The following is a 21452-nucleotide window of genomic DNA, read 5'->3' on the forward strand; positions in this document are numbered from 1 at the left end:
GGGGATGAGCGCCCTGCTCGCTGCGACCGCACTGAAGCTGCTCAACCACCTGCTCGCCCAGACACCGGGCGGGCAGGAGAAGCTCGCCGCGTACGCCGGCAGGCACGCCCGGCTGGCGGTTGGTGCCGTCGGTGTGGCGTTTGCCATTGCACCGGACGGCACGCTGGCCGAGTCTGCCGAAAGCATTCCATCCGTCACGCTCCGTCTGCCAGCCGACGCGCTGCTGCGCCTGCCACACCAGGGTGAAGGCGTTTTGCGCGAGGCGCGCATCGAAGGTGATGCCGCGCTGGCCGAAACGCTTGGACAGGTGCTGCGTTCGCTGCGCTGGGATGCAGCCGAAGACCTCAGCCGCGTCGTCGGCGATGTGGCAGCCGAGCGTGTGGTCGGCAGTGCTCGCTCTATGTTGTCTGCAGGCGGCGATCTGGCGAGCCGGTTTGCCAATGCCGGTTCCGAATATGTTGCAGACGAGGCACAGATGCTGATCCGGCCCGCGGCGTCCGTCGCTTTTGCATCGGACGTCGATACCTTGCGGGACGATTTTTCCCGACTTCAGAAACGCATCGAACTGCTCGAACGCCGGGCTCAGCCGAAATCCTGAGCGCTCCACCAGCTGGAGAATGCAGCCCGCTGATCGGGCGACATCCGCACGCCGCATTTGGTCCGGCGCCACATGACGTCATCGGCCTCGGCTGCCCACTCGTGCTCGGCACACCAGCGCACCTCCGACTCGAACAGGCCACCGCCGAAATCACGGCCGGCGCCGCGCGCCCCGCTGGCGTGATCACCGATCAACTGCGCAGTCAGCGTACCGTGGCGAAGCCACAGCGCGTCAATCCATTCCGCTGGGAGGGTGCCCGCCGTCCGGTGCAGGATGGAGAGCGCCGCAGCAGGGGCGGGGCCGGAACCCGGGAGGACCCGCTCGGCGGTCGTTGAGCGGGTGGCCATGCCGAGCGGGCCCTTCAGCAGATCAACCGCGATTTCAGCCAGCCGCCTGTAGGTCGTCAGCTTCCCGCCCTGTACGGTGAGCCAGACCCGCCGAAGGTCGGTTGCGTCCAGCGACAGTCGATACTCGCGGCTTGCGGTGCGGGCAGTGCGTCCGTCGTCACCGATCAGCGGTCTCATTCCGCTGAACGCCCACTGGATGTCTTCGGCGTGCAGCCGCCGGCCAAAGGCGCGCTGGACGGCGGACAGCAGGTAAGCGAATTCGGCGTCAGTCGCACCCGATGCAGCCGGTGAATCCAGTTCCGTTTCAGTCGTGCCGACCAGATGCGAATGCGCGTCCCATGGAATGACGAACACCACGCGCCGGTCGGGCTGCTGCAGCAGCCACGCGTCGTCGCCCGCGTGCAGCCGGGGCAGCAGAATGTGCGTGCCCTGTACCAGCCTCAACGGCGGTGGCTGCTCACCGCGCAGTTTCTCCACTTCGCCGACCCACGGCCCGGCGACGTTGACCACGCAGCGCGTGTGAATTTCGCGCCTCCCGCCATGCCCCGAGAGCTCGCAGCGCCAGCCCCCCGCCGGGTCAGCGCTCACCGTGACCAGCGCATGCCGAGGCAGCACCTCTGCGCCGAGTGTGCGCGCATCCATCAGGTTGGTCAGCGTCAGACGCGCATCGTCCACCCACAGGTCGAAGTAGGCGTGGGCACCGGAGACCGGCGGATCGAGTTCGCGCAGCAGCGGAAAATCCGTGGGCAGCCGGTGTGATGGCGGCAGACTGCTGCGGCCGGCGAGCAGGTCGTAAAGACCCAGGCCGAGGGCCAGCATCCACACCGGCCGCTCGCCGGTGTGCGGCAAGACAAAACGCTGCGGCCGCACGAGATGCGCGGCGATGCGCCCGAGAATCTCGCGCTCGCGCAGGGATTCGCGTACCAGCCCGAACGCGGCCTGTTCCAGATAGCGGATGCCGCCGTGGATCAGTTTCGTCGACGCCGACGAGGTCGCGCCGGCGATGTCGCCACGATCGCAGACGACGACAGACAAACCCCGCAACGCGGCGTCGCGCGCGATCCCGGCACCATTGATGCCGGCACCGACGACCAGCAGATCATGCGGAGGCGAAGCCATGGTCGGCATTCTGCGCCGGAACGAATCAGTGACTGGAGCGAATGGGCGCCTGAAACGAAAAAGGCAGACCGAAGTCTGCCTTTCCCGTGCCAGGCACTGCAGAAACGCTCAGTGGCGCTTGCGCAGCTTCTGGATGGCCGCGAGTTGAGCGACGGCGGAAGCGAGTTCCGCTTGCGCTGCCGCGTAATCCATCGTGGCATTGCGGTTCGCCAGCGCTTCCTCTGCCAGACGCTTGGCACCCAGCGCCTTCGCTTCATCGAGATCGGCGCCGCGGATCGCTGTGTCTGCCAGCACGGTCACCAGACCCGGCTGCACTTCGAGCATGCCGCCGGCCACGAACACGAATTCTTCGGCGTCCTGGTTCGGCAGCTTGATGCGCACTTCGCCCGGGCGGATGCGCGTGATCAGCGGCGTGTGACCGGGCAGGATGCCCAGTTCGCCGCTTTCGCCCGGCAGCACGACGAATTCCGCCAGCCCGGAGAAAATCTTCTCTTCCGCGCTGACCACGTCGACATGTACGGTCTTGGACATAAGTACTCCGTGAATGCTGCCCGTGTGCGGCAGCGGGCGAGCCCGTCACCGCACACGCCGGTGCATTACTGCAGGGTTTTCGCCTTTTCGAACGCTTCCTCGATGCCGCCGACCATGTAGAAGGCCTGTTCCGGCAGGTGGTCGCATTCGCCATTGACGATCATGTTGAAGCCCTTGATCGTGTCGGCCAGCGGCACGATCTTGCCCGGCGAGCCGGTGAAGACTTCGGCCACGTTGAACGGCTGCGACAGGAAACGCTGGATCTTGCGCGCACGGGACACGGCCAGCTTGTCTTCCGGCGACAGCTCGTCCATGCCCAGAATGGCGATGATGTCGCGCAGTTCCTTGTAGCGCTGAAGCGTCATCTGCACCTTGCGCGCGCAGTTGTAGTGCTCTTCGCCAACCACCAGCGGATCGAGCTGACGCGAGGTCGAGTCGAGCGGATCGACCGCCGGGTAGATGCCCAGCGAAGCGATGTCACGCGACAGCACGACGGTGGCGTCCAGATGCTGGAAGGTCGTCGCCGGCGACGGGTCGGTCAAGTCATCCGCAGGCACATACACGGCCTGGATCGACGTGATGGAACCCACCTTGGTCGAGGTGATGCGCTCCTGCAGGCGGCCCATTTCGTCGGCCAACGTCGGCTGATAGCCCACGGCGGACGGCATGCGACCCAGCAGCGCGGACACTTCGGTACCGGCCAGCGTGTAGCGGTAGATGTTGTCCACGAAGAACAGGATGTCGCGGCCTTCGTCGCGGAACTTCTCGGCCATCGTCAGGCCGGTCAGCGCCACGCGCAGGCGGTTGCCCGGCGGCTCGTTCATCTGGCCGAACACCATGGCCACCTTGTCCAGAACCTTCGACTCTTCCATCTCGTGGTAGAAGTCGTTGCCTTCGCGGGTCCGTTCGCCCACACCGGCAAACACCGAAAAGCCGCCGTACGACTTCGCGATGTTGTTGATCAGTTCCATCATGTTCACGGTCTTGCCGACGCCGGCGCCACCGAACAGACCCACCTTGCCGCCCTTGGCGAACGGGCAGATCAGGTCGATCACCTTGATGCCCGTGGGCAGCAGGTCAACCGACGGGCTCAGCTCGTCGAACTTCGGGGCCTTCTGGTGGATCGAGCGACGCTCGTCCGTCGGGATCGGGCCGGCTTCGTCGATCGGGCGACCCAGCACGTCCATGATGCGGCCCAGCGTCGCGCTGCCCACCGGCACGCTGATCGGCGCGCCCGTATTCGCCACCTTCATGCCGCGGCGCAGACCGTCGCTGGAGCCCAGCGCAATCGTACGAACCACGCCATCACCCAGCTGCTGCTGGACTTCGAACGTCAAACCCGCTTCGGCGGTGTGCGTGCCATCTGCTTCGTCGAGTGTCAGAGCTTCAAACACTTTCGGTATCGAATCGCGCGGGAACTGGATGTCCACGACTGCGCCAATACACTGAACGATGTTTCCGGTATTCATCGTCTATCCCCAATACAAAAAATCATTGTGCGCGATCAGACTGCAGCGGCGCCGCCGACGATTTCGGACAGCTCCTTCGTGATCGCCGCCTGGCGGGTCTTGTTATAGACCAGCTGCAATTCGCCGATGACATTGCCCGCATTGTCGGAGGCCGCCTTCATGGCCACCATGCGCGCGCTCTGTTCGGACGCCATGTTCTCGGCCACTGACTGATACACCAGCGCCTCGACGTAACGGACAAGCAATTCATCGATCACCACCTGCGGGTCGGGCTCGTACAGGTAATCCCACGTGCCCTGCGGCGTACCGAGGCGATCACCGGTCAGCGGCAGCAGCTGTTCCATCACCGGCTCCTGCTTCATCGTATTGATGAAGCGGGTGAAGGACATATACACCGCGTCGAGCTCGCCAGCCTGGAACGCATCGATCATCACCTTGACGGTGCCGATCAGCTTTTCCAGGTGCGGCGTGTCACCCAGCTGCGTTGCCTGCGACACCACCTTGGCGCCCATGCGCTGCATGAAACCCAGACCCTTGTTGCCGATGGCGGCAACGCGGATTTCGGTCGCGCCCTTCGCTTCCCATTCCTTCATCGAATTCAGGGCAAGACGCAGCACGTTGGTGTTCATGCCACCGCACAGACCCTTGTCGGTCGTGACGACGATGATGCCGACGCGCTTGATCTGACCGACGGTCGCGAGGAAGGGGTGCTTGTACTCGCTGGCGGTGGCGGCGGACAGATTGGCGGCAAGACGACGGATCGTGTCGGCGTAGGGGCGAGCAGCCCGCATCCTGTCCTGCGCCTTGCGCATCTTGGATGCAGCCACCATCTCCATCGCCTTGGTGATCTTCTTCGTGTTTTGCACGCTCTTGATCTTGGTACGGATTTCTTTTCCGCTGGCCATGGTTATCTCCGGTCCGCGCGCTTACGCCCAGCTCTTCTTGAACTCGGCCACCGCGGCAGCGAGCGCCTTTTCCGATTCACCGTCGAGATCCTTGGTGGACTCGATCTTGTTCATCAGATCCGGGGTCTTCTGCTGCAGGTATTGATGCAGGGCCGATTCAAAAGCGAGCACCCGCGGCACCTCGACGTCGTCGAAGTAGCCGTTGTTGGCGGCGTACAGCGATACACCCATCTGCGCGACGGACAGCGGCGAGTACTGCGGCTGCTTCATCAGCTCCATCACGCGGCGGCCACGCTCAAGCTGCTTGCGGGTGGCTTCGTCGAGGTCTGAAGCAAACTGCGCGAAAGCAGCCAGCTCGCGGTACTGGGCCAGTGCCAGACGCACACCGCCACCCAGCTTCTTGATGATCTTGGTCTGGGCTGCACCACCGACTCGCGACACCGACACGCCCGCGTTGATGGCGGGGCGTATACCGGCGTTGAACAGGTCGGTTTCCAGGAAGATCTGGCCGTCGGTAATCGAAATTACGTTGGTCGGAACGAAGGCGGACACGTCGCCGGCCTGCGTTTCGATGATGGGCAGTGCGGTCAGCGAACCGGTCTTGCCCTTCACTTCGCCATTGGTGAACTTCTCGACGAATTCCGGATTCACGCGGGCGGCGCGCTCCAGCAGACGGCTGTGCAGGTAGAACACGTCGCCCGGGTAGGCTTCGCGGCCCGGCGGACGGCGCAGCAGCAGCGAAATCTGGCGGTAGGCAACAGCCTGCTTCGACAAGTCGTCATAGACGATCAGCGCATCTTCGCCGCGATCGCGGAAGTACTCGCCCATCGTGCAACCGGCGTACGGTGCGAGGAACTGCATCGCAGCCGAGTCGGAAGCCGTTGCGGCGACGACGATGGTGTAGGCCATCGCACCGTACTCTTCCAGCTTGCGCACCACGTTGGCGATGGTCGAGGCCTTCTGGCCGACCGCCACGTAGATGCAGGTCATGTTCTGACCCTTCTGGTTGATGATGGCGTCGATCGCAACCGCGGTCTTGCCGGTCTGGCGGTCGCCGATGATCAGCTCGCGCTGGCCGCGACCAACCGGAACCATCGAGTCGATCGACTTCAGGCCGGTCTGCACCGGCTGCGACACCGACTGACGTGCGATCACGCCCGGGGCTACCTTTTCGACCTTGTCGGTCATCTTGGCATCGATCGCGCCCTTGCCGTCGATCGGCTGGCCGAGCGAATTGACCACGCGGCCGATCAGCTCGGGGCCGACCGGCACTTCCAGAATGCGGCCCGTGCACTTGACGGTCTGGCCTTCGGAAATATGTTCGTAATCACCGAGCACCACGGCGCCGACGGAGTCGCGCTCGAGATTCAGTGCGAGACCGAACGTGTTGCCTTCGAATTCCAGCATTTCGCCCTGCTGCACATCATCCAGACCATGCACGCGCACGATGCCGTCGGTAACCGAAACGACGGTGCCTTCGGTACGCGCCTGCGCGGTCAGGTGCAGGTTCTGGATCCGGCTCTTGATCAGGTCGCTGATTTCAGACGGATTGAGGTTCATCAAAAAACTCCTAGTTCTGTAGCGCAGTGGCCATGGCGGCAAGCTTGCCGCGGACCGAGGCGTCGATCACTTCGTCACCGACCGCAACCTTCACACCGCCGATCAATTCCGGATCGATGCTCACCCGCGCCTCGAGGCGACGGCCGAAACGCGGTTCCAGATCAGCCAGCAGACGCGCCACTGTGGCGTCGTCCATCGGAAAGGCCGAACTGACGTAGGCCACGGCATTGAGCTCGTGATCGTTCTTCAGGCTGACAAACTGCTCGCACACCTCGGGCAGCAGCGACAGCCTGTTGTTCTGGGCCAGTACGCGCACGAAGCTGCGGTGCTCGTCGGTCAGTTCGCCCGGAACCGCGGCGAGGAACAGGAAGCCGCGATCCACGGACGTGCGGGTGGGATCGGACAACAGCTGTCGAACGGCCGGGTCGGACGCTGCGGCAGCCATGCAGCCCAGCGCATCGGCCCAGGCAGACAGCGCACCGGCTTCCCTGGCGAGCTGGAAAGCGGCTTCGGCGTACGGTCGCGCGATGGTGACGTTCTCTGCCATGGTGTCAGCTCAATTCCTGTTTCAGGTTGGAGAGCAGATCGGCGTGGGTTTGAGCGTTGATTTCGCGACGCAGGATGCGTTCGGCACCGGCGACGGCAAGCGCTGCCACCTGATCGCGCAATGCGTCCTTGGCCTTCTGGGCTGCGGCACCGGCTTCGGTGGTCGCTGCTTCGCGGGCGGCGGCGATGATGCGATTGGCTTCGGCGCGGGCATCCTCGACCAGCTTGCCGGCCTGCTTTTCGGCACCGGCGCGGAGCTCGGCGGCGGATTCGCGCGCGGAGCGCAGCTCTTCCATCGAGCGCTTCTCGGCATTGGCCAGATCAGCCTTTGCCTTGTCCGCAGCAGCCAGTCCGTCAGCGACCTTCTTCGCACGCTCGTCGAGTGCCTTGACGATGGGCGGCCATACGAAATTCTTCGTAAACCACACGAACGACAGGAACACCACGAGCTGGATGATGAGCGTTGCGTTCAGATTCACGGCAACTTTCCCTTCAATGAGTCGGTGTTGGGGCGGTTGCCTGTCTTACTTCAGGAAGGTCGACGTGGCGAACCAGAGCGCAATACCGAGACCGATAATGAACGCAGCGTCGATCAGGCCGGCCAGCAGGAACATCTTGACCTGCAGCGCATTCATCAGCTCGGGCTGGCGTGCCGATGCCTCGAGGTACTTGCCGCCCATCAGTGCGATACCGATACAAGCACCCAGAGCGCCGAGGCCGATGATCAGACCGCAGGCGATAGCAACGAATCCCAGTTCCATAACAACTCCTTAATGATAAGAATAGAAAAACAACAACAACCTGATGAACTGCAAATCAGTGACCGTCATGCGCCTGGCCGATATACACCAGCGTCAGCATCATGAAAATGAATGCCTGCAGCGTGATCACCAGGATGTGAAAGATCGCCCAGGACAGGCCGGCAACGAGGTGGCCGGCCGCGAGCAGGATGCTCGGTGCGTTCATGCCGGTCCATGCGCCACCCATCAGCGCGATCAGCATGAAAATGAGTTCACCTGCAAACATGTTGCCGAACAGCCGCATGCCGTGCGACACGGTCTTTGCGAGGAATTCGATGACGTTCATGGCGAAGTTGAACGGCGCCAGCAGGATGTGATTGCCGAACGGTGCGGAAATCAGCTCGTGGAACCAGCCGCCGGCGCCCTTGATCTTCACGTTGTAGTAAAGGCACAGCAGCAGTACGGCGATCGACATGCCCATCGTTGCGTTGATGTCGGCCGTCGGCACGACACGCATGTAGGCGTGATGCGGATCGTGGCCCGCGGCGACATACACACCTTCCCAGATGCGCGGCAGCAGATCGACCGGCAGCAGGTCCATCGCATTCATGAAGAAAATCCAGACAAACACGGTCAGCGCGAGCGGGGCCACGAAGCGGCGCGATTCTTCGCTGTGGATCATGCCCTTGGCCTGATCGGCAACCATCTCGACGAGGATTTCGACCGCGGCCTGGAAACGGCCCGGAACACCCGACGTGGCCTTCGCCGCGGCGCGGTGCAGAAGGAACACCGTCAGCAGACCCAGCACGATCGAATAGAACAGCGTATCGACGTTGTACAACCCGAAATCAATCAGGTTGGCCTGCATTTCGCCGGAATTGTTCAGAAACGTCAGGTGGTGGGCGATGTATTCGCCCGCGGTGGGAGCGGCGTGCGTCAGTTCGGTTCCGGATGCCATGTCAGTGTTTGAGCAAGAAAGCAAAAAAACCAGCCTGCAGCGCGGCAGCCAGACCTCCGACAAACCAGCCCCACATGAGGTCCGGTACGAGGTAAAGGCTCAACGCCAGCAGTCCAATCGTCGAGAGGATCTTGATCGCCTCGCCGAAGAAGAATTCGAGCGGATATGCGTTGCCGGACGCTGAGGCAACTTTTGTCAGCCGGTTCAACCTGAGGGCGAACAGCAGTGACGGGAGCGCGTAGCTCAATCCGCCCAGCAGCACCGACAACCCTGCAAGCGTCCCACCGAACAACAGCGCACAACCGGTAATGACCAGAATCAGCGAAAGCTGCAGCATGACCGCCTTCAGCATGCCAGCTCTTTCCGTTCCACAGCGACTTTCCGGCCCACTGCGCGAACCTGTCCGATCAACAACGTCAGCGTCGCTTGCGCGACATCCCCAACTGCATTGCAGCGGCACACACGGAACTTATGCGCCACACACAAAGTCCGCGATGATACATGAGCTTACAAGACCGGTCAATCGAAGCGGAGCGCAGATTCCAGGTGACCACGCGGCCTGCGCGCTGCGCCGCAACATGACTTGGGCTTGACGCCGCGCGTCAATTAGTCGATATTTTTCGACATGATAAGCGCTTACCGATCGGACATCCCGCCGGAGTGGCTGCACCTGTCGCATGTCTTTGCGGCGCTCGGCGATGAAGAGCGCCAGCGCATCCTGCTGCTGTTCGAGCCGGGCGCTCCGCTGAACGCCAGCGACATCGCCAGGGCTTCGACGTTGAGCCGAACGACCGTATCGCATCACCTCAAGCTGCTGTGCGACGCCGGCATACTCGAACGGTCGCGACACGGCCGCGAGATACACTTCCGGCTCTGTGCCGCAGCACTGATCGGCCACCTGAAGAGCGTGATCGACTATCTGGAAGATCACCGATGACGACCGCCGGTACGCCTTGCCGTTCAACATCCACTGACGCATCGTCCGCGGCCTTCGCCGGACTCGATGTTGCCGCGCTCGCCGGTCGCCTCGGCGGTACGCCGTTCTTCGCCTACGACGCCGCGGCGATCGAATCGCGCATCGACACGCTGCGCGCACAGCTGCCCGCGGACACGCTGCTCTGTTACGCGGTGAAAGCCAATCCGCTGCCGGCGTTGCTGCGCCGCCTGCAGCCGAGACTGGATGGCGCCGACGTCAGCTCGGGCGAGGAAATCCGGCGCGCGCTGGCAGCCGGGTTTGTCGGTGCGCAGCTGGGTTTCACCGGACCGGGCAAAAGCGATGCGGACCTGACGCTTGCGGTGCGCGAAGGCGTGCGCCTGTGCGCGGAATCGATCGGCGAAATCGGTCGCATCGCACGCATCGCAGCACGCGAAGGCCTGCCGGCGCGGGTTGCACTGCGCGTCAATCCGGATGTTGCGATGACGGGCACGCATGTACGCATGAATGAAGCGGGTGTATTCGGCATCGACAGCAACCAGCTTCCGGCTGCACTGCGCGCAGTGCGCGACCACCGACTCACCTTCGCAGGTTTCCACTATTACTGTGCGTCGCGCATGCTCGACGCCAACGCGGTGAACGCGCTGCATGCATTCTGCACGGCCGACGCGCTGCGTGCGGCCGATGACGCCGGGCTGGCGCTGGACTGGCTCAATCTCGGTGGCGGCTTCGGCATCCCGGCCAGTGCGGACGAGGCGCCGCTCGACATGACTGCGGTCACGGCGCACCTGCACCACGTCGACGCACGGCTGAAGGCAGCGCATCCGGGTACGCGAATCGCGCTCGAGCCTGGTCGCTACCTGGTTGGCGAGGCCGGCATCTACGTCTGCCGCATTCTCGACCGGAAGACGGTGCGCGGGCGCACCTGGCTGGTCGCTGACGGCGGGGCCCATCATCACCTGCACGCCACCCTGCAACCCGATCGTGCGCAAGCCGCCAATCTGCCGATGACCCTGCTGCAGACCGTCCCCGACGCCGGGACCGAATGCGTCAGCATCGCCGGGCCGCTGTGCGCGCCCTTCGATGTACTGGCTCGCGACATCACCCTGCCGGTCGCGCAGCCGGGTGACCTGCTCGTGGTGTTCCAGTCCGGCGCTTACGGCGCGAGCGCAAGTCCGGTGAACTTCCTGGGCCATCCGCCGGCGGCGGAGATCGTGCTGTGACGCCCGCCGCGCGCCACCTGCTTACACTGAGCCTGATGATGACCTTCGCGCACCCTGCCGCTGCCGCGTCCGACGGATTGTCCGGCGGACGGCTTGGCCTGCACGACGCGACCGGTTTTCGCGCCGTCAAGGGCGCCTGTGCCGGATGTGCTGCCTCGCCGCAGGCGCTGTGGTATTTCCAGGACGACTGGATCGCCGTGCCGCATGGACCGGCGAGCGGTTTCGATCCTGCGCTGACCGCGCAGGACGATGTACACACCTGGGCGCAGGCATACGACGCAGGTTCCGAGGCGACGCACCCGCCGCTGATCTGGATCGGCTCGCCTCATATGCTGACCGGCGCGCGCCTGACGGCCGACGGCACCCGGCTCGACATCGGCGACGGCAAGAGCCTGGCCTTTTCGCTGGTCCAGCAGCTGCCATCGAACGCGTCGTGGTTCAACGCAGACAGCGTCGCCTGGCTGCAGGGCCAGCCGCTGACCTTGCGCGGTGAGGCGAACGCCGGCGCCTTCATGGCGCGCACCGTGTGGCCGCACCACTTCGACATCGACCTCACGGTGCTCAGCACCGAACCGCTGCGCGACGGCGAAACGCTGGCCACGCTGGTGCGCGCCAACGAGGGCGGTGCGCGCCAGCCGCCGTCGGTACGCCTGCTGTGGGAACGCACGCCGGGCGCGGCGCGCTCGGCCGCCGGCAAGCCGGTGCTTGCGCTGGTGCTCAATGGCGCCCAGGGTGACGATGACGAGGCACACGGCGGCCATTTCGCCCTCGCCACAGGCGTACTCGGGGAGCACGGCCAGTGGAGCGGCTGGCTGGTTAACAATTTCTACAACCTTGATGCCTGGAGCGAAAAGGGCATCGTCGCGGCGACGCTGCCGATGGACGCCTACCTGACCGATCTCAATGCAGGTCAGGCCTGGTACCGACCCTCGGCGGTGCTGGTCGCCGTGCTGCGCGAGCCGCGCGCCGCTGCCCTAGTGCAGCAGGGCATCGACCGCGTGTTCAGCCACTTCTACCGGCACGACTTCAGCTACCGCCACGCCACTGCCAATTGCGCCGGCGTCAGTCTCGACACGCTGCGTTCGCTCGGCTGGGCGGTACCGCAGCTGGGCCCGACGTCGAAACTGAAAGCCTGGCTTGGCCTGCCCTGGATGACGGTCACGGAGTTGAGCCTGGCCAGTGGCCTGCAGGCCTTCGACTACATGAGCGCGGAACGCAGCGGCCTGTTTCCTTTCGTCGCCTTCAACGTCGCCGGCAGCGACCTCCTCGGCCGGCTGGCGGCCGGCAAGGCGGCGGATCGGGGACTCGAGCGCCTGCTGGCTGACGACGTCGAAGCACTGTTGTACATCCACATCCCGCAGATTCCATCTTCGCGTGCATTTGGCCGCGCACCGGTCACGTCCTACGATGAGTATTCCGGGCGCGTACCGACCGACCGCTCGCAATGGATCGTCCGGCCGGCGCCTCCGCGGCCCTTCCCCGACGAGCTGCGCGACGCATCGGCACCGAAGGAGGCGCCGCCGGCGTCGCGCCGCGCGCTCATCGTCTGGCTGGTGGCGCTCGGCGCGGTCGCGCTGTGGCTGCTAAGCCGGCTGTTCCGCCGCTGACCGGGGCCCCGCATGAGTTCCCAGTTCCACCTGTTGAAGGAAGGCCGCTTCCGGCCCTTCTTCCTGACCCAGCTGCTGGGCGCGCTGAACGACAACGTCTTCAAGACCGCATTGATCACGCTGCTCACCTTCCGGGCCGGCAGCATCACCGACCTGTCGCCCGGGCTGCTCGCCACCGTGCTGCCGGGCGTGTTCATCCTGCCCTTCTTCCTGTTTTCGGCCACCTGCGGCCAGCTCGCCGACAAGTACGACCGCGCCATGCTGGCCCGCCTGAGCAAACTGCTGGAAATCGTCGTCATGGCGCTCGGCGCCTGGGGCTTCGTCGCCGGCAATCTGCCGGCGCTGGTGCTGGCACTGTTCCTGATGGGCACGCAGTCGACGCTGTTCGGGCCGGTCAAGTACGCCTACCTGCCACAGCATCTGCAAGACGGCGAACTGGTCGGCGGCAACGGGCTGGTCGAATCGGGTACTTTCATCGCCATTCTCGGCGGGCAGATCCTGGGCGCCTGGCTGGTCGGCAATACTTCGGCCGGCGCCATCGCGCTGGTGGTGCTCGCGCTGGCCGTCATCGGCTGGTGGACCAGCCGCGGCATCCCGCTGTCTCCGGCGCCCGAACCGGCGATGCGGCTGGACTGGAACCCGCTCAGTGCCACGCGCGACACGCTGCGCTTTGCCACCGGCAACCGCACGGTGTGGCTGTCGCTGCTCGGCGTGTCATGGTTCTGGTTCTACGGTGCGACGCTGCTGGCGCAGTTTCCGGTCTATGCCGCCGACGTGCTGGGCGGCGGCGAGGGGGTGTTCATTCTGCTGCTGGCGGTGTTTTCTGTCGGTGTCGGTGCCGGTTCGCTGGCCTGCGAAAAGCTGTCCGTCGGCAAGGTGGAAATCGGCCTGGTGCCATTCGGCGCAATCGGGCTGACGCTGTTCGGCATCGATCTGTTCTTCGCCACGCCGTCGTCACCGGCAACTTACGACGGCAGTGCAGCGGGCTTCCTGCAGCAGGCCGCGCACTGGCGGCTGCTGATCGACATCGCGCTGATCGGCACCGCCGGCGGCATCTACATCGTGCCGCTGTACGCGCTGATCCAGAGCCGCTGCGAAAGACATCACGTCGCGCGCGTCATCGCCGCCAACAACATCCTCAATGCGGGTTTCATGGTGGTGTCGGCGCTGGTCAGCCTGCTGCTGTTCCGGGCCGGGCTGGATCTTCCGCAGCTGTTTCTGGTGACCGCACTTTTCAACGCCGTGGTCGCGATCTACATCTACACGCTGGTGCCGGAATTCCTGATGCGCTTCATCGTGTGGATACTGATCCACACCGTGTACCGGCTCGACACCAAAGGACTCGAACGCATCCCGGACGACGGCCCGGCCGTCGTCGTGTGCAACCACGTGAGCTTCGTCGACGCACTGGTCATCACGGCCGCATGCCGGCGGCCGATCCGCTTCGTCATGGACCACCGCATCTTCCGCACACCGATACTGAGCTTCGTGTTCCGGACCAATCGCTGCATTCCGATCGCGCCGGCGAAGGAAGACCCGGTGCTGCTCGAACGCGCATACGAGGAGATCGCGGCAGCGCTCGAAGCCGGCGACCTGGTGGGTCTGTTCCCGGAAGGACGCATCACCGATACCGGCGAGCTGTATCCGTTCAAGCCGGGCATCACGCGCATCCTCGAGCGCACGCCGGCGCCGGTGATTCCACTCGCGCTGCGCGGCCTGTGGGGCAGTTTCTTCTCGCGCAAGGACGGGCCGGCGATGAGCCGGGTGCCGCGACGCGGTCCGTTCAGCCGCATCGAGCTGGTGGCCGGTGACGCCATTGCGCCGGATGCCGCGACACCGGCAGCACTGCAGGTGATCGTCGCCGGGCTGCGCGGCGAACGGCGATGAGGCGCCTGTCATGCTGACTGCCATCCTGTGTCTGCTCGGCCTCGTCGCGGGGGCTGCGCACGGCGGAATCGAAAGCTTCGTCGGCGCCGCCGTCGGCCTCGCCGCCGGCCTGTGGATCAGCGCCCGCAGCGCGCAGCGGGAACGCGACCTGACGCAGAAGCTGCGCGAACTCGATGACAAGTCGCGCTGGCTGTATGACGCGCTGACCGCGCTGCAGCGAGAGCACGGCGCTGTGCCGCCGGTCGCGGCAGCCGCACCGGACAGCCAGGCAACGGCCGCGACACAGGTCGCAGACCCGGTACCTGCTCCGCTCGTTTCGCCGACGCCTCAGTCCGTCAGCGCGCAGGCAGCCCCGCTCGATGCGCTGCACGCGCCTGGCGTGCGGGTTGCTGCCGTCACCCAAGGCATGACGCCGGCAGCGCCCGAAGTGCGCAGCCCCTCAGCCCGCCCGCCGTGGTCAGCCCTGTGGGCGCGCCTGATGGGCGGCAATCCGCTGGCGCGCATCGGCGTGATCGTGCTGTTCTTCGGTGTCGCGTCAGCGCTGCGGCTGGCCGCGCAGGCCGGCCTGCTGCCGCCCCAGCTGCGCCTTGCCGGCGCGCTGGCGGTCGGACTGGTCATGATCGTCGCCGGCTGGCGCATGACGGGCGACGGACCGCGCCGCATGTTCGCGCTGGCGGTGCAGGGCGGCGGCTTCGCGCTGCTCTATCTGTCGGTCTACTTCGCGCTGGCGCACTACGGCTTCATCGGACCGGCGCCGGCCTTCGGCCTGTTCGCCGCGCTGGGCGCCGCCTGCGCGCTGATGGCCGCACGCCAGTCGGCGCAAAGTCTGGCGCTGCTCGGCCTGTCCGGCGCCTTCGTGGCACCGGTGCTCGCCGCCACCGGGCGGGGCGATCACATCGTGCTGCTGTCCTATACCCTGCTGCTCGACATCTTCATCATTGCGCTGTCCTGGCGCCATGCGTGGCGCGCGCTGATACTCGCCGGCTTCCTGTTCACCTTCGTGATCGGCACCGGCTGGGGACTGCGCAGCTACACGCCGGACGACTACCTCGCGGTGCAGGGCTTCCTGATCGCCTTCTTCCTGCTGTTCAGCGCCACCCCTGTCGCGCTGACCGTTGCACGCGCGCCGGAGGACCGGGGCAGGACATCCGGGTGGAACTCCGGCAGCCTGCTGTTCGGCCCGCCGCTGGCGGCCGGCGTGCTGCAGGCCGCGCTGATGCAGCCTTTCGAGTACGGCGACGCGCTCAGCGCGGTCGCGGCCGGCCTGTACTACCTCGCGCTGGCCTGGCTTCTGCGGGCGCGGGTGCCGGACGCATCGCTGGCCTTGTGCGCACACGCCGGCATCGGCGCGGCGCTGCTGACGCTGGCCGTGCCGCTGGCGTTCGACCTGCAGATGACGGCCGCGGTCTATGCGGTCGAGGGGGCGGCCGCACTGTGGTACGGCTGTGTGCGCGGCTCGAAGCTCACGCTGTGGGCCGGCGCGGCACTGCAGGGGCTGGCCGGCCTGTGGCTGGTCGCCGCGCTACCCGATCTGACGCTGAATTGGCCGCTGGTCAATGGTCGCGCCCTGGGCTGCCTGCTGATGGCCGGTGCGGCGTTGGCATCGGTACGCGTGCTGCGCGCCACGGCTGCGACCGGTGACGGGCTGCCGCAGGCACTGACCCTCTGGCTGGCCGGCTGGTGGCTGTTCGGCGGTCTGGCCGACATCGAAGATTTCGCGCCGTCCGCGCTGCAGCCGGCGCTGGCGCTGCTGTTCGCAATCGCCAGCGCCGCCTTCGCCGAACAACAGGGGCGCCGCCGCAACTTCGTCATCGCGCGCGCGCTCGCAGCCTTGTCGCTGCCGATGCTGTGGGCAGGCAGTCTGGTCGGCTGGGACATGCAGCACCATCTGCTGTTCGGCGCGATGGCACTGGCCTTGCCGCTCGCATGGGCGACCCATCTGTGGATCCTGCGCCGACAGGACGAAGACGAGGCCGGCCTTTTCAGCCGCTTCCGCCATGTTGCGACGGCCTGGACGCTGCTGCTGTCGATCGGCGTCGAAGCCGGCGGCTGGCTGGATGTGTGGCTGCCGGGGCAGGACCTGTGGCGCTGGCTCGCCTGGATCATGGTCTGGTTGATGGCCGGCATCGCACTGCAGCGTGCCCTGGCCGTCGATCGCGACGAATGGCCGTGGACTGCGCAGCGCGACCGCTACGAAAGCCACGTGCTGCGGCCGATCGCCGCGCTGCTGCTGCTGGCGGTCGCGGCGCTGCAGCTGGCACAGGATGGCGGCTCGGCTTTGCGCTACCTGCCACTGGCATCGGCCCTCGATCTGGCCAGCATCGCCGCCCTGCTGTGGCTGGCACGCGGCCGGCCACAGCCACTGCTACCCTTGCCGCTGACCGGCGCCGTCGGTCTGCTGTGGGTGTCGGCGCTGGCCGCGCGCAGCGTGCATCATCTGGCCGGGGTGGCCTGGTCGGCAGAGGCCATGTTCCAATCCACGCTGCTGCAGGCCACGCTGTCACTGACCTGGACGCTGGCCGCACTCGCACTGATGATCCACGCCACCCGCAATGGCGCGCGTACCCTGTGGTTCGCCGGCTTCGCACTGCTTGCCGCGGTCGGTGCCAAGTTGCTGATGATCGATCTGGCCAGCGCGGGCACCGTCGAATGGACCGCCTCCCTGCTCGGGATCGGCGCACTCATACTGATTGCCAGCTATGTCGCGCCGGTGCCGCCTGCCACCGCCCCCGAAGGAGTCACACCTTGAATGCACGATTGACCGCCGCCCTCACCCTTGCCCTGTGCGCCTTCGGCAGCGCACACGCTGCCGACATCAAGCCCGGCCTGTGGGAATTCAAGTCGAAGCTGGCGATGCCGGGCATGCCCGACATGTCGGCGCAGATGGAAATGATGCAGCAGCAGATGAAGAATCTGCCGCCCGAGGCGCGCGCCATGATGGAGAAACAGATGGCCGCGCAGGGCGTCGCGATGGGCAGCGGCGGCGCACTGCAGGTATGCATCACGCCGGAGGATGCCAAGGGCGCGAACGTCTACACGGGCAAGACCGACGGCGACTGCCGCTACACGAACGTCACCAACAGCGCGACCCGCGTCAAGGGCACGATCACCTGCACGAAGCCGAAGGCCAGTGGCGATTTCGAAGCCATCATCGACAGCCCGACCCATTTCACGTCGAAGGTGAACATGCAGTCGGCCGAAGGCGCGATGACTGCCGACACCGACGCACGCTGGCTGGCCGCCGACTGCGGCAAGATCAAACCGACGGCGCGCTGAACGCCGGCGGGCGGCCCGGATGGTGTCTGTGCGACTGCATCCGGGGAACCGGGGGCCCCAGATGTCCTCGAAGCTGACGCAGACCCTTGATTTCACGTATCGTCCGCGCTTCGACTTCCGGTGCCGGCGCTGACCGCACCGACTTGTGCACCTTCCCCCTCCGCATGCTGCCGGCGCGCGGCCAGACCTGAAGATGGCTTTACACCGCCGACGACATCCTTCCACGCTCGGCTTCGACGCGTTCGACATGGCCTGGGAGACGAGCCCGCCTGGCGTCGTCTATCTGTCCCTGCGCGTGCGTCGCAGCGTGCTGTTCGCGCTGGCGGTGGCGGTGTGCCTGCACCTGGCGCTGCTGGGCTGGATACTGCACAAGGACAGCATGCCCGAGCTGCCGCTGACCGGCACGCCGAGCGAAACCATCAGCGCCCGCCTGGTCCAGCCGGAAGCGCCGCGTCCCCGCGCCGAGCCGCAACCGCCCGCGGTGCAACCGGCGCCCGTTCCGCCGCCGCCGACCCGTCAGGCCGAGCGACCCAAGCGCGACCGCAAGCCCGCGCCGGTCAAGCCGCAGCCGGAAGTGCTGCGCGCGCCGGTGCCCGACCCGGCCCCGGCCCCGCCGCCGCAGGCGCCGACCCGGCCGAAACTCGACGACGAACCGACCGACATGGCGTCGTACGTCAATCGGCAGCGCGAACGACGGCAGGCGGCCGAAGCCTCGGAAGGGCAAGAGACTGCTGCCGGCATTGCGCGCGAACGGGTGCTCAGCGCGGACGAGATCGCCATGGCGAACATCAAGCGCAACCTGCAGTCGGGCACCAGCGGCGTGTTCCAGATCACCCGCAAGGGCGTACGGACGGCGTCTTTCGTGTTCCGCGGCTGGACCACCGACGCGGTCAACGCGCGCCGTGAATACATTGAGGTCGATGCGGGTGTCGGCGGCGACATCGAGCGTGCGCTGGTCAAGCGCATGATCGAACTGATCCGCCGCTACTACCAGGGCAATTTCAACTGGGAATCGCGCGTGCTCGGTCGCACCGTCGTGCTGTCGGCGGCACCCGAGAACAACGCCCAGCTGGAGGATTTCCTGATTCGCGAGTTCTTCCGCAGCGGCTACAGCTATCCGCCCTGAAGCGCCTCGGGCAGGCAAACGGGCACGATCGGCTCGGGCGATTGGTTCGCTGTCGCACTGAACCGCGCGGATGGGACGCCTATGTTGGGTCATCCGGCTGCGCCAGACCGGCCAGCCGGCCCACCCTACTCGAGGTACATCCCATGAAAACATCGAACATGATTGTTGCAGGCTTCACCGCGTTTGCGCTGTCCGGCTACGCGCTGGCCCAGTCCGACCCGGCGAAGGCCGCCGGTGCGAGCGGCGAAGTCAGCAGCCCGCTGATCGCCGATCCGGCGACGACCCAGGTACCGGCGTCACCGTCACACCCTGCGATCGACGGCGCACAGAAAAATCTGACCACCTCTCCGGACGCGGTCAGGGGCAGCACGGCGCAACCGCGTTCCGCTGCGCAGGAACGGATGAACAACACCAGCGCTGATGAGCGGCTGCGCATGAATTCATCGAATGCCGCGTCGCAGGATTCGATGAACGAAGCCCGGAAGCTGTCGGATGAAGGCGCGACCGCGGCAGGCGACAGCACGCCGACCACGCGGGCTGCACGTGCCGACCGCAACTGAAAGCGCCTGACTCGCGCTGTATGCATGCCGTCCCCTGGGCGGCATGGCGACGACTTCAAAGTGTCATCCGTGACAATGCTGCGCGGCTGGGCGCGCTCGCCGTTCTTTCGGGACTGCCGTTGCCGGCGGGCGCTGCCGGACCCGGCGCCGATCCGGCGCTCGCGGCGGCTTCGCCCGAGGTGCGCCGCACCGTCACCTGGATCATCGCATCGCGGGACAACGGCGGCGCGCCCTTCCACGTCATCGACAAGAGACAGGCACGCCTGTTCGCGTTCGATGCCGGCGGACGCCTGCTCGGCGCCAGCGCGGTGCTGTTGGGCGCGGCCATCGGCGACCATTCCGTCCCCGGCATCGGCGAACGGCCGATGGACCAGATCAGGCCGGAGGAGCGCACGACGCCTGCCGGGCGCTTTGTCTCTGAACAGGGTACGAATCTGAAAGGCGAGGACGTGACCTGGGTGGATTACGACAATGCGGTATCGCTGCACCGCGTTCGCATCGGCAAACCCTCGGACCGGCGTCTGGAGCGACTGGCGACGCCGACGCCTGCGGACAACCGCATTTCATTTGGCTGCATCAACGTGCCGGTCGCCTTCTATGACCGCCATATCCGGCCCGGTCCGCCATCGCAACGGCCGGCGGTGATCTACGTGCTGCCCGAGACAGGCACAGTGACGAACGGACTAGCGCCCGGTGACTGACATCGCAGCCGGAGATTTGTGCGCTGGCAGACTGAGCGCCCGGCAGCAATCCGCTACGGTCGGCATCGGCGTGCCGGCGATTGCCGGTAAGCCCCGTCAATCCGACTTCACCTGTACCCGGACTCCTTTCATGAACAGCATTGTCTATATCGTCGGCGCCGTCGTCATCGTTCTCGCCGTCCTGTCCTTCTTCGGCTTCCGCTGATCCGCCCGGGCGCCTGAAACGATCAGGCGCCCGGCGCGAGCGCTTGCGCGAGAAAGAAACGCAGCATTTCGCGCGTGGCATCCGGGCCGCCGGCATCGGTGTAGGAGCCGGCCGCCTGTCCGCCTGACCATGCGTGTCCGGCGCCGTGCACCACCCAGTGCTCGGCGAGGGCAGCCCCGTCGTGGTCGTCATGCACGATTCGCGTGTAGTGACGCCCCTTTTCCGACATCCCCTGCTGCGTGTGGGTGCGGCGTCTTTCCGGTTGACCGGCGACGCGGCCGAGCGCGGCGGCAATCACCTGTTCGCCATTGCGCGGATGCACGGTGTGGTCGCGATCGCCGTGAAAGACGATGGTCGGAACTGCGCGCACTTCCGGCTGCGCCGCGCCGCGGCGCTTCTTCATCACACCCTTCAGCGGCGAAGCATCCGGCGAACCACCCGACATCGCTGCGAACGCCTCGGCAACACTGCCGGCCGCGCCACATGGCAAACCCGAATGCACGCCCGCTGCCGCGAAAATGTCCGGGTAGGCGTTGGCAACGATGTCCGCCATCGCCCCCCCGGCCGACAACCCGGCAACGTACACGCGCCGGGCGTCGATGCCGTACGCCTTTATCACCGACAGCGTCAGCGCAGCCAGGGCCGCGGGCTCACCGCTGCCGCGCTTCTGATGGCTGTGCTCGAACCAGTTCCAGCAGCCCTGCGGATTGGCCGCCTGCGACTGCGCCGGGTAGAGCACGACGAAGCCCAGTTCGTCAGCCAGTGCGTTCATGCCGGTTCCCGCGGCGAAGTCGTCCGGGTTCTGCGTGCAGCCGTGCAGCATCACCACCAGCGGCAGCGCCTCGCCGCTACGTCCGGCCGGCTGGTACAGCTTGTACTGAAGCGCCATTCCGCCGTGCACGAAGCGCTCGTCGGAGAAGCAGCTTGTCTGTCTGGCCGACGCATCTGGCCGCACCGCCGGCTGAGCGGTACCGAGCAGGCCGGATGGCAGTTCGTTCACCTCGAAAGCTTCGCCGTCGACGGTATGCGAAGGCATGCCGGCCGCCGCCGCCATCCCTTCGAGCGCGCGCTGGATCGCTTCGGTGGCTTCGTTCAGCCGCCCGGCCTGCGTCAGCCGGGTGGCGTCGCGCATGAGAAGCTGGAATTGGGTGTTCATGGAA

The 21452-nt window shown here is 66.0% G+C and carries 22 protein-coding genes; 11 read left to right on the plus strand and 11 right to left on the minus strand.

What is annotated here, in order from left to right; translation table 11 throughout:
* The first annotated feature begins 4 nt into the window (after positions 1–4).
* Entirely contained in the window at positions 5–598 is a 594-nt protein-coding gene (locus BSY238_RS08605) for a ubiquinone biosynthesis accessory factor UbiJ (RefSeq protein ID WP_223300319.1), read from the plus strand.
* Here the strand turns inward: BSY238_RS08605 and glpD are convergent.
* The 10 genes from glpD to BSY238_RS08655 form a co-directional block, all read right to left on the minus strand.
* Positions 583–2064: a glycerol-3-phosphate dehydrogenase gene (glpD, locus tag BSY238_RS08610; protein WP_069040568.1), complete on the minus strand. Its 1482-nt coding sequence runs from the start codon at positions 2062–2064 to the stop codon at positions 583–585. The genes BSY238_RS08605 and glpD overlap by 16 nt on opposite strands.
* A gap of 108 nt (positions 2065–2172) precedes the next feature.
* On the minus strand, positions 2173–2595 hold the full coding sequence (locus BSY238_RS08615) for a F0F1 ATP synthase subunit epsilon (protein ID WP_069038767.1): 423 nt from the start codon (positions 2593–2595) through the stop codon (positions 2173–2175).
* A 65-nt stretch (positions 2596–2660) separates the two neighbouring features.
* Positions 2661–4064 (minus strand): F0F1 ATP synthase subunit beta, encoded by a 1404-nt coding sequence (gene atpD / locus BSY238_RS08620; protein WP_069038768.1) that lies wholly within the window; start codon positions 4062–4064, stop codon positions 2661–2663.
* A gap of 35 nt (positions 4065–4099) precedes the next feature.
* Entirely contained in the window at positions 4100–4969 is an 870-nt protein-coding gene (gene atpG, locus BSY238_RS08625; protein ID WP_069038769.1) for a F0F1 ATP synthase subunit gamma, read from the minus strand.
* Between the two features lie 21 nt (positions 4970–4990).
* Entirely contained in the window at positions 4991–6529 is a 1539-nt protein-coding gene (gene atpA, locus BSY238_RS08630) for a F0F1 ATP synthase subunit alpha (protein WP_069038770.1), read from the minus strand.
* Positions 6530–6539: 10 nt separating this feature from the next.
* Positions 6540–7076: a F0F1 ATP synthase subunit delta gene (locus BSY238_RS08635; RefSeq protein ID WP_069038771.1), complete on the minus strand. Its 537-nt coding sequence runs from the start codon at positions 7074–7076 to the stop codon at positions 6540–6542.
* A gap of 4 nt (positions 7077–7080) precedes the next feature.
* A complete protein-coding gene (locus BSY238_RS08640) occupies positions 7081–7554 on the minus strand; it encodes a F0F1 ATP synthase subunit B (protein ID WP_069038772.1) in 474 nt (157 codons plus the stop codon).
* A gap of 45 nt (positions 7555–7599) precedes the next feature.
* A complete protein-coding gene (gene atpE / locus BSY238_RS08645) occupies positions 7600–7836 on the minus strand; it encodes a F0F1 ATP synthase subunit C (protein WP_069038773.1) in 237 nt (78 codons plus the stop codon).
* A 55-nt stretch (positions 7837–7891) separates the two neighbouring features.
* Entirely contained in the window at positions 7892–8773 is an 882-nt protein-coding gene (gene atpB, locus BSY238_RS08650) for a F0F1 ATP synthase subunit A (protein ID WP_069038774.1), read from the minus strand.
* A 1-nt stretch (position 8774) separates the two neighbouring features.
* A complete protein-coding gene (locus tag BSY238_RS08655; protein ID WP_069038775.1) occupies positions 8775–9125 on the minus strand; it encodes an ATP synthase subunit I in 351 nt (116 codons plus the stop codon).
* Positions 9126–9398: 273 nt separating this feature from the next.
* Here BSY238_RS08655 and BSY238_RS08660 point away from each other — a divergent pair, with 273 nt between their 5' ends.
* The 10 genes from BSY238_RS08660 to BSY238_RS08705 all read left to right on the plus strand — a co-directional run bounded on the left by BSY238_RS08660 (position 9399) and on the right by BSY238_RS08705 (position 20292).
* Positions 9399–9710, plus strand: coding sequence for an ArsR/SmtB family transcription factor (locus tag BSY238_RS08660; protein WP_069038776.1), 312 nt, complete (start codon positions 9399–9401; stop codon positions 9708–9710).
* A complete protein-coding gene (locus tag BSY238_RS08665; RefSeq protein ID WP_083223983.1) occupies positions 9707–10930 on the plus strand; it encodes an alanine racemase in 1224 nt (407 codons plus the stop codon). Before BSY238_RS08660 ends, BSY238_RS08665 begins: the two co-directional genes overlap by 4 nt.
* Positions 10927–12537, plus strand: a complete 1611-nt coding sequence (locus tag BSY238_RS08670) for a hypothetical protein (protein WP_223300320.1) — start codon at positions 10927–10929, stop codon at positions 12535–12537. The genes BSY238_RS08665 and BSY238_RS08670 overlap by 4 nt, the downstream gene beginning before the upstream one ends.
* Positions 12538–12549: 12 nt before the next feature.
* A complete protein-coding gene (locus BSY238_RS08675) occupies positions 12550–14424 on the plus strand; it encodes an MFS transporter (protein WP_069038777.1) in 1875 nt (624 codons plus the stop codon).
* Between the two features lie 10 nt (positions 14425–14434).
* Positions 14435–17173: a DUF2339 domain-containing protein gene (locus tag BSY238_RS08680; protein ID WP_069038778.1), complete on the plus strand. Its 2739-nt coding sequence runs from the start codon at positions 14435–14437 to the stop codon at positions 17171–17173.
* The gene (locus BSY238_RS08685; RefSeq protein ID WP_069038779.1) at positions 17170–17700 is read left to right on the plus strand and encodes a DUF3617 domain-containing protein; all 531 of its coding nucleotides are present in this window, start codon (positions 17170–17172) and stop codon (positions 17698–17700) included. Before BSY238_RS08680 ends, BSY238_RS08685 begins: the two co-directional genes overlap by 4 nt.
* 193 nt (positions 17701–17893) lie before the next feature.
* On the plus strand, positions 17894–18826 hold the full coding sequence (locus tag BSY238_RS08690; RefSeq protein ID WP_069038780.1) for a hypothetical protein: 933 nt from the start codon (positions 17894–17896) through the stop codon (positions 18824–18826).
* 143 nt (positions 18827–18969) lie between these two features.
* Entirely contained in the window at positions 18970–19386 is a 417-nt protein-coding gene (locus BSY238_RS08695) for a hypothetical protein (protein ID WP_069038781.1), read from the plus strand.
* Between the two features lie 20 nt (positions 19387–19406).
* Positions 19407–20087: a hypothetical protein gene (locus tag BSY238_RS08700; protein ID WP_223300321.1), complete on the plus strand. Its 681-nt coding sequence runs from the start codon at positions 19407–19409 to the stop codon at positions 20085–20087.
* On the plus strand, positions 20080–20292 hold the full coding sequence (locus BSY238_RS08705) for a hypothetical protein (protein WP_069038782.1): 213 nt from the start codon (positions 20080–20082) through the stop codon (positions 20290–20292). The genes BSY238_RS08700 and BSY238_RS08705 overlap by 8 nt, the downstream gene beginning before the upstream one ends.
* Positions 20293–20314: 22 nt before the next feature.
* Here BSY238_RS08705 and BSY238_RS08710 read toward each other — a convergent pair whose 3' ends face one another.
* Complete coding sequence (locus BSY238_RS08710; RefSeq protein ID WP_069038783.1) at positions 20315–21448, minus strand: extracellular catalytic domain type 1 short-chain-length polyhydroxyalkanoate depolymerase; 1134 nt, start codon at positions 21446–21448, stop codon at positions 20315–20317.
* Positions 21449–21452: the final 4 nt, after the last annotated feature.

Origin of the sequence: Methyloversatilis sp. RAC08 (assembly GCF_001713355.1) — a bacterium.
Lineage (GTDB): Bacteria > Pseudomonadota > Gammaproteobacteria > Burkholderiales > Rhodocyclaceae > Methyloversatilis.

Bases quoted from the DNA above. Each gene is read 5' to 3' on its own strand.
- BSY238_RS08605 (WP_223300319.1), top strand. From the start codon at position 5: ATGAGCGCCCTGCTCGCTGCGACCGCACTGAAGCTGCTCAACCACCTG.
- glpD (WP_069040568.1), bottom strand. From the start codon at position 2,064: ATGGCTTCGCCTCCGCATGATCTGCTGGTCGTCGGTGCCGGCATCAAT.
- BSY238_RS08615 (WP_069038767.1), bottom strand. From the start codon at position 2,595: ATGTCCAAGACCGTACATGTCGACGTGGTCAGCGCGGAAGAGAAGATT.
- atpD (WP_069038768.1), bottom strand. From the start codon at position 4,064: ATGAATACCGGAAACATCGTTCAGTGTATTGGCGCAGTCGTGGACATC.
- atpG (WP_069038769.1), bottom strand. From the start codon at position 4,969: ATGGCCAGCGGAAAAGAAATCCGTACCAAGATCAAGAGCGTGCAAAAC.
- atpA (WP_069038770.1), bottom strand. From the start codon at position 6,529: ATGAACCTCAATCCGTCTGAAATCAGCGACCTGATCAAGAGCCGGATC.
- BSY238_RS08635 (WP_069038771.1), bottom strand. From the start codon at position 7,076: ATGGCAGAGAACGTCACCATCGCGCGACCGTACGCCGAAGCCGCTTTC.
- atpE (WP_069038773.1), bottom strand. From the start codon at position 7,836: ATGGAACTGGGATTCGTTGCTATCGCCTGCGGTCTGATCATCGGCCTC.
- atpB (WP_069038774.1), bottom strand. From the start codon at position 8,773: ATGGCATCCGGAACCGAACTGACGCACGCCGCTCCCACCGCGGGCGAA.
- BSY238_RS08655 (WP_069038775.1), bottom strand. From the start codon at position 9,125: ATGCTGAAGGCGGTCATGCTGCAGCTTTCGCTGATTCTGGTCATTACC.
- BSY238_RS08660 (WP_069038776.1), top strand. From the start codon at position 9,399: ATGATAAGCGCTTACCGATCGGACATCCCGCCGGAGTGGCTGCACCTG.
- BSY238_RS08665 (WP_083223983.1), top strand. From the start codon at position 9,707: ATGACGACCGCCGGTACGCCTTGCCGTTCAACATCCACTGACGCATCG.
- BSY238_RS08675 (WP_069038777.1), top strand. From the start codon at position 12,550: ATGAGTTCCCAGTTCCACCTGTTGAAGGAAGGCCGCTTCCGGCCCTTC.
- BSY238_RS08680 (WP_069038778.1), top strand. From the start codon at position 14,435: ATGCTGACTGCCATCCTGTGTCTGCTCGGCCTCGTCGCGGGGGCTGCG.
- BSY238_RS08690 (WP_069038780.1), top strand. From the start codon at position 17,894: ATGGCTTTACACCGCCGACGACATCCTTCCACGCTCGGCTTCGACGCG.
- BSY238_RS08695 (WP_069038781.1), top strand. From the start codon at position 18,970: ATGAAAACATCGAACATGATTGTTGCAGGCTTCACCGCGTTTGCGCTG.
- BSY238_RS08700 (WP_223300321.1), top strand. From the start codon at position 19,407: ATGCATGCCGTCCCCTGGGCGGCATGGCGACGACTTCAAAGTGTCATC.
- BSY238_RS08710 (WP_069038783.1), bottom strand. From the start codon at position 21,448: ATGAACACCCAATTCCAGCTTCTCATGCGCGACGCCACCCGGCTGACG.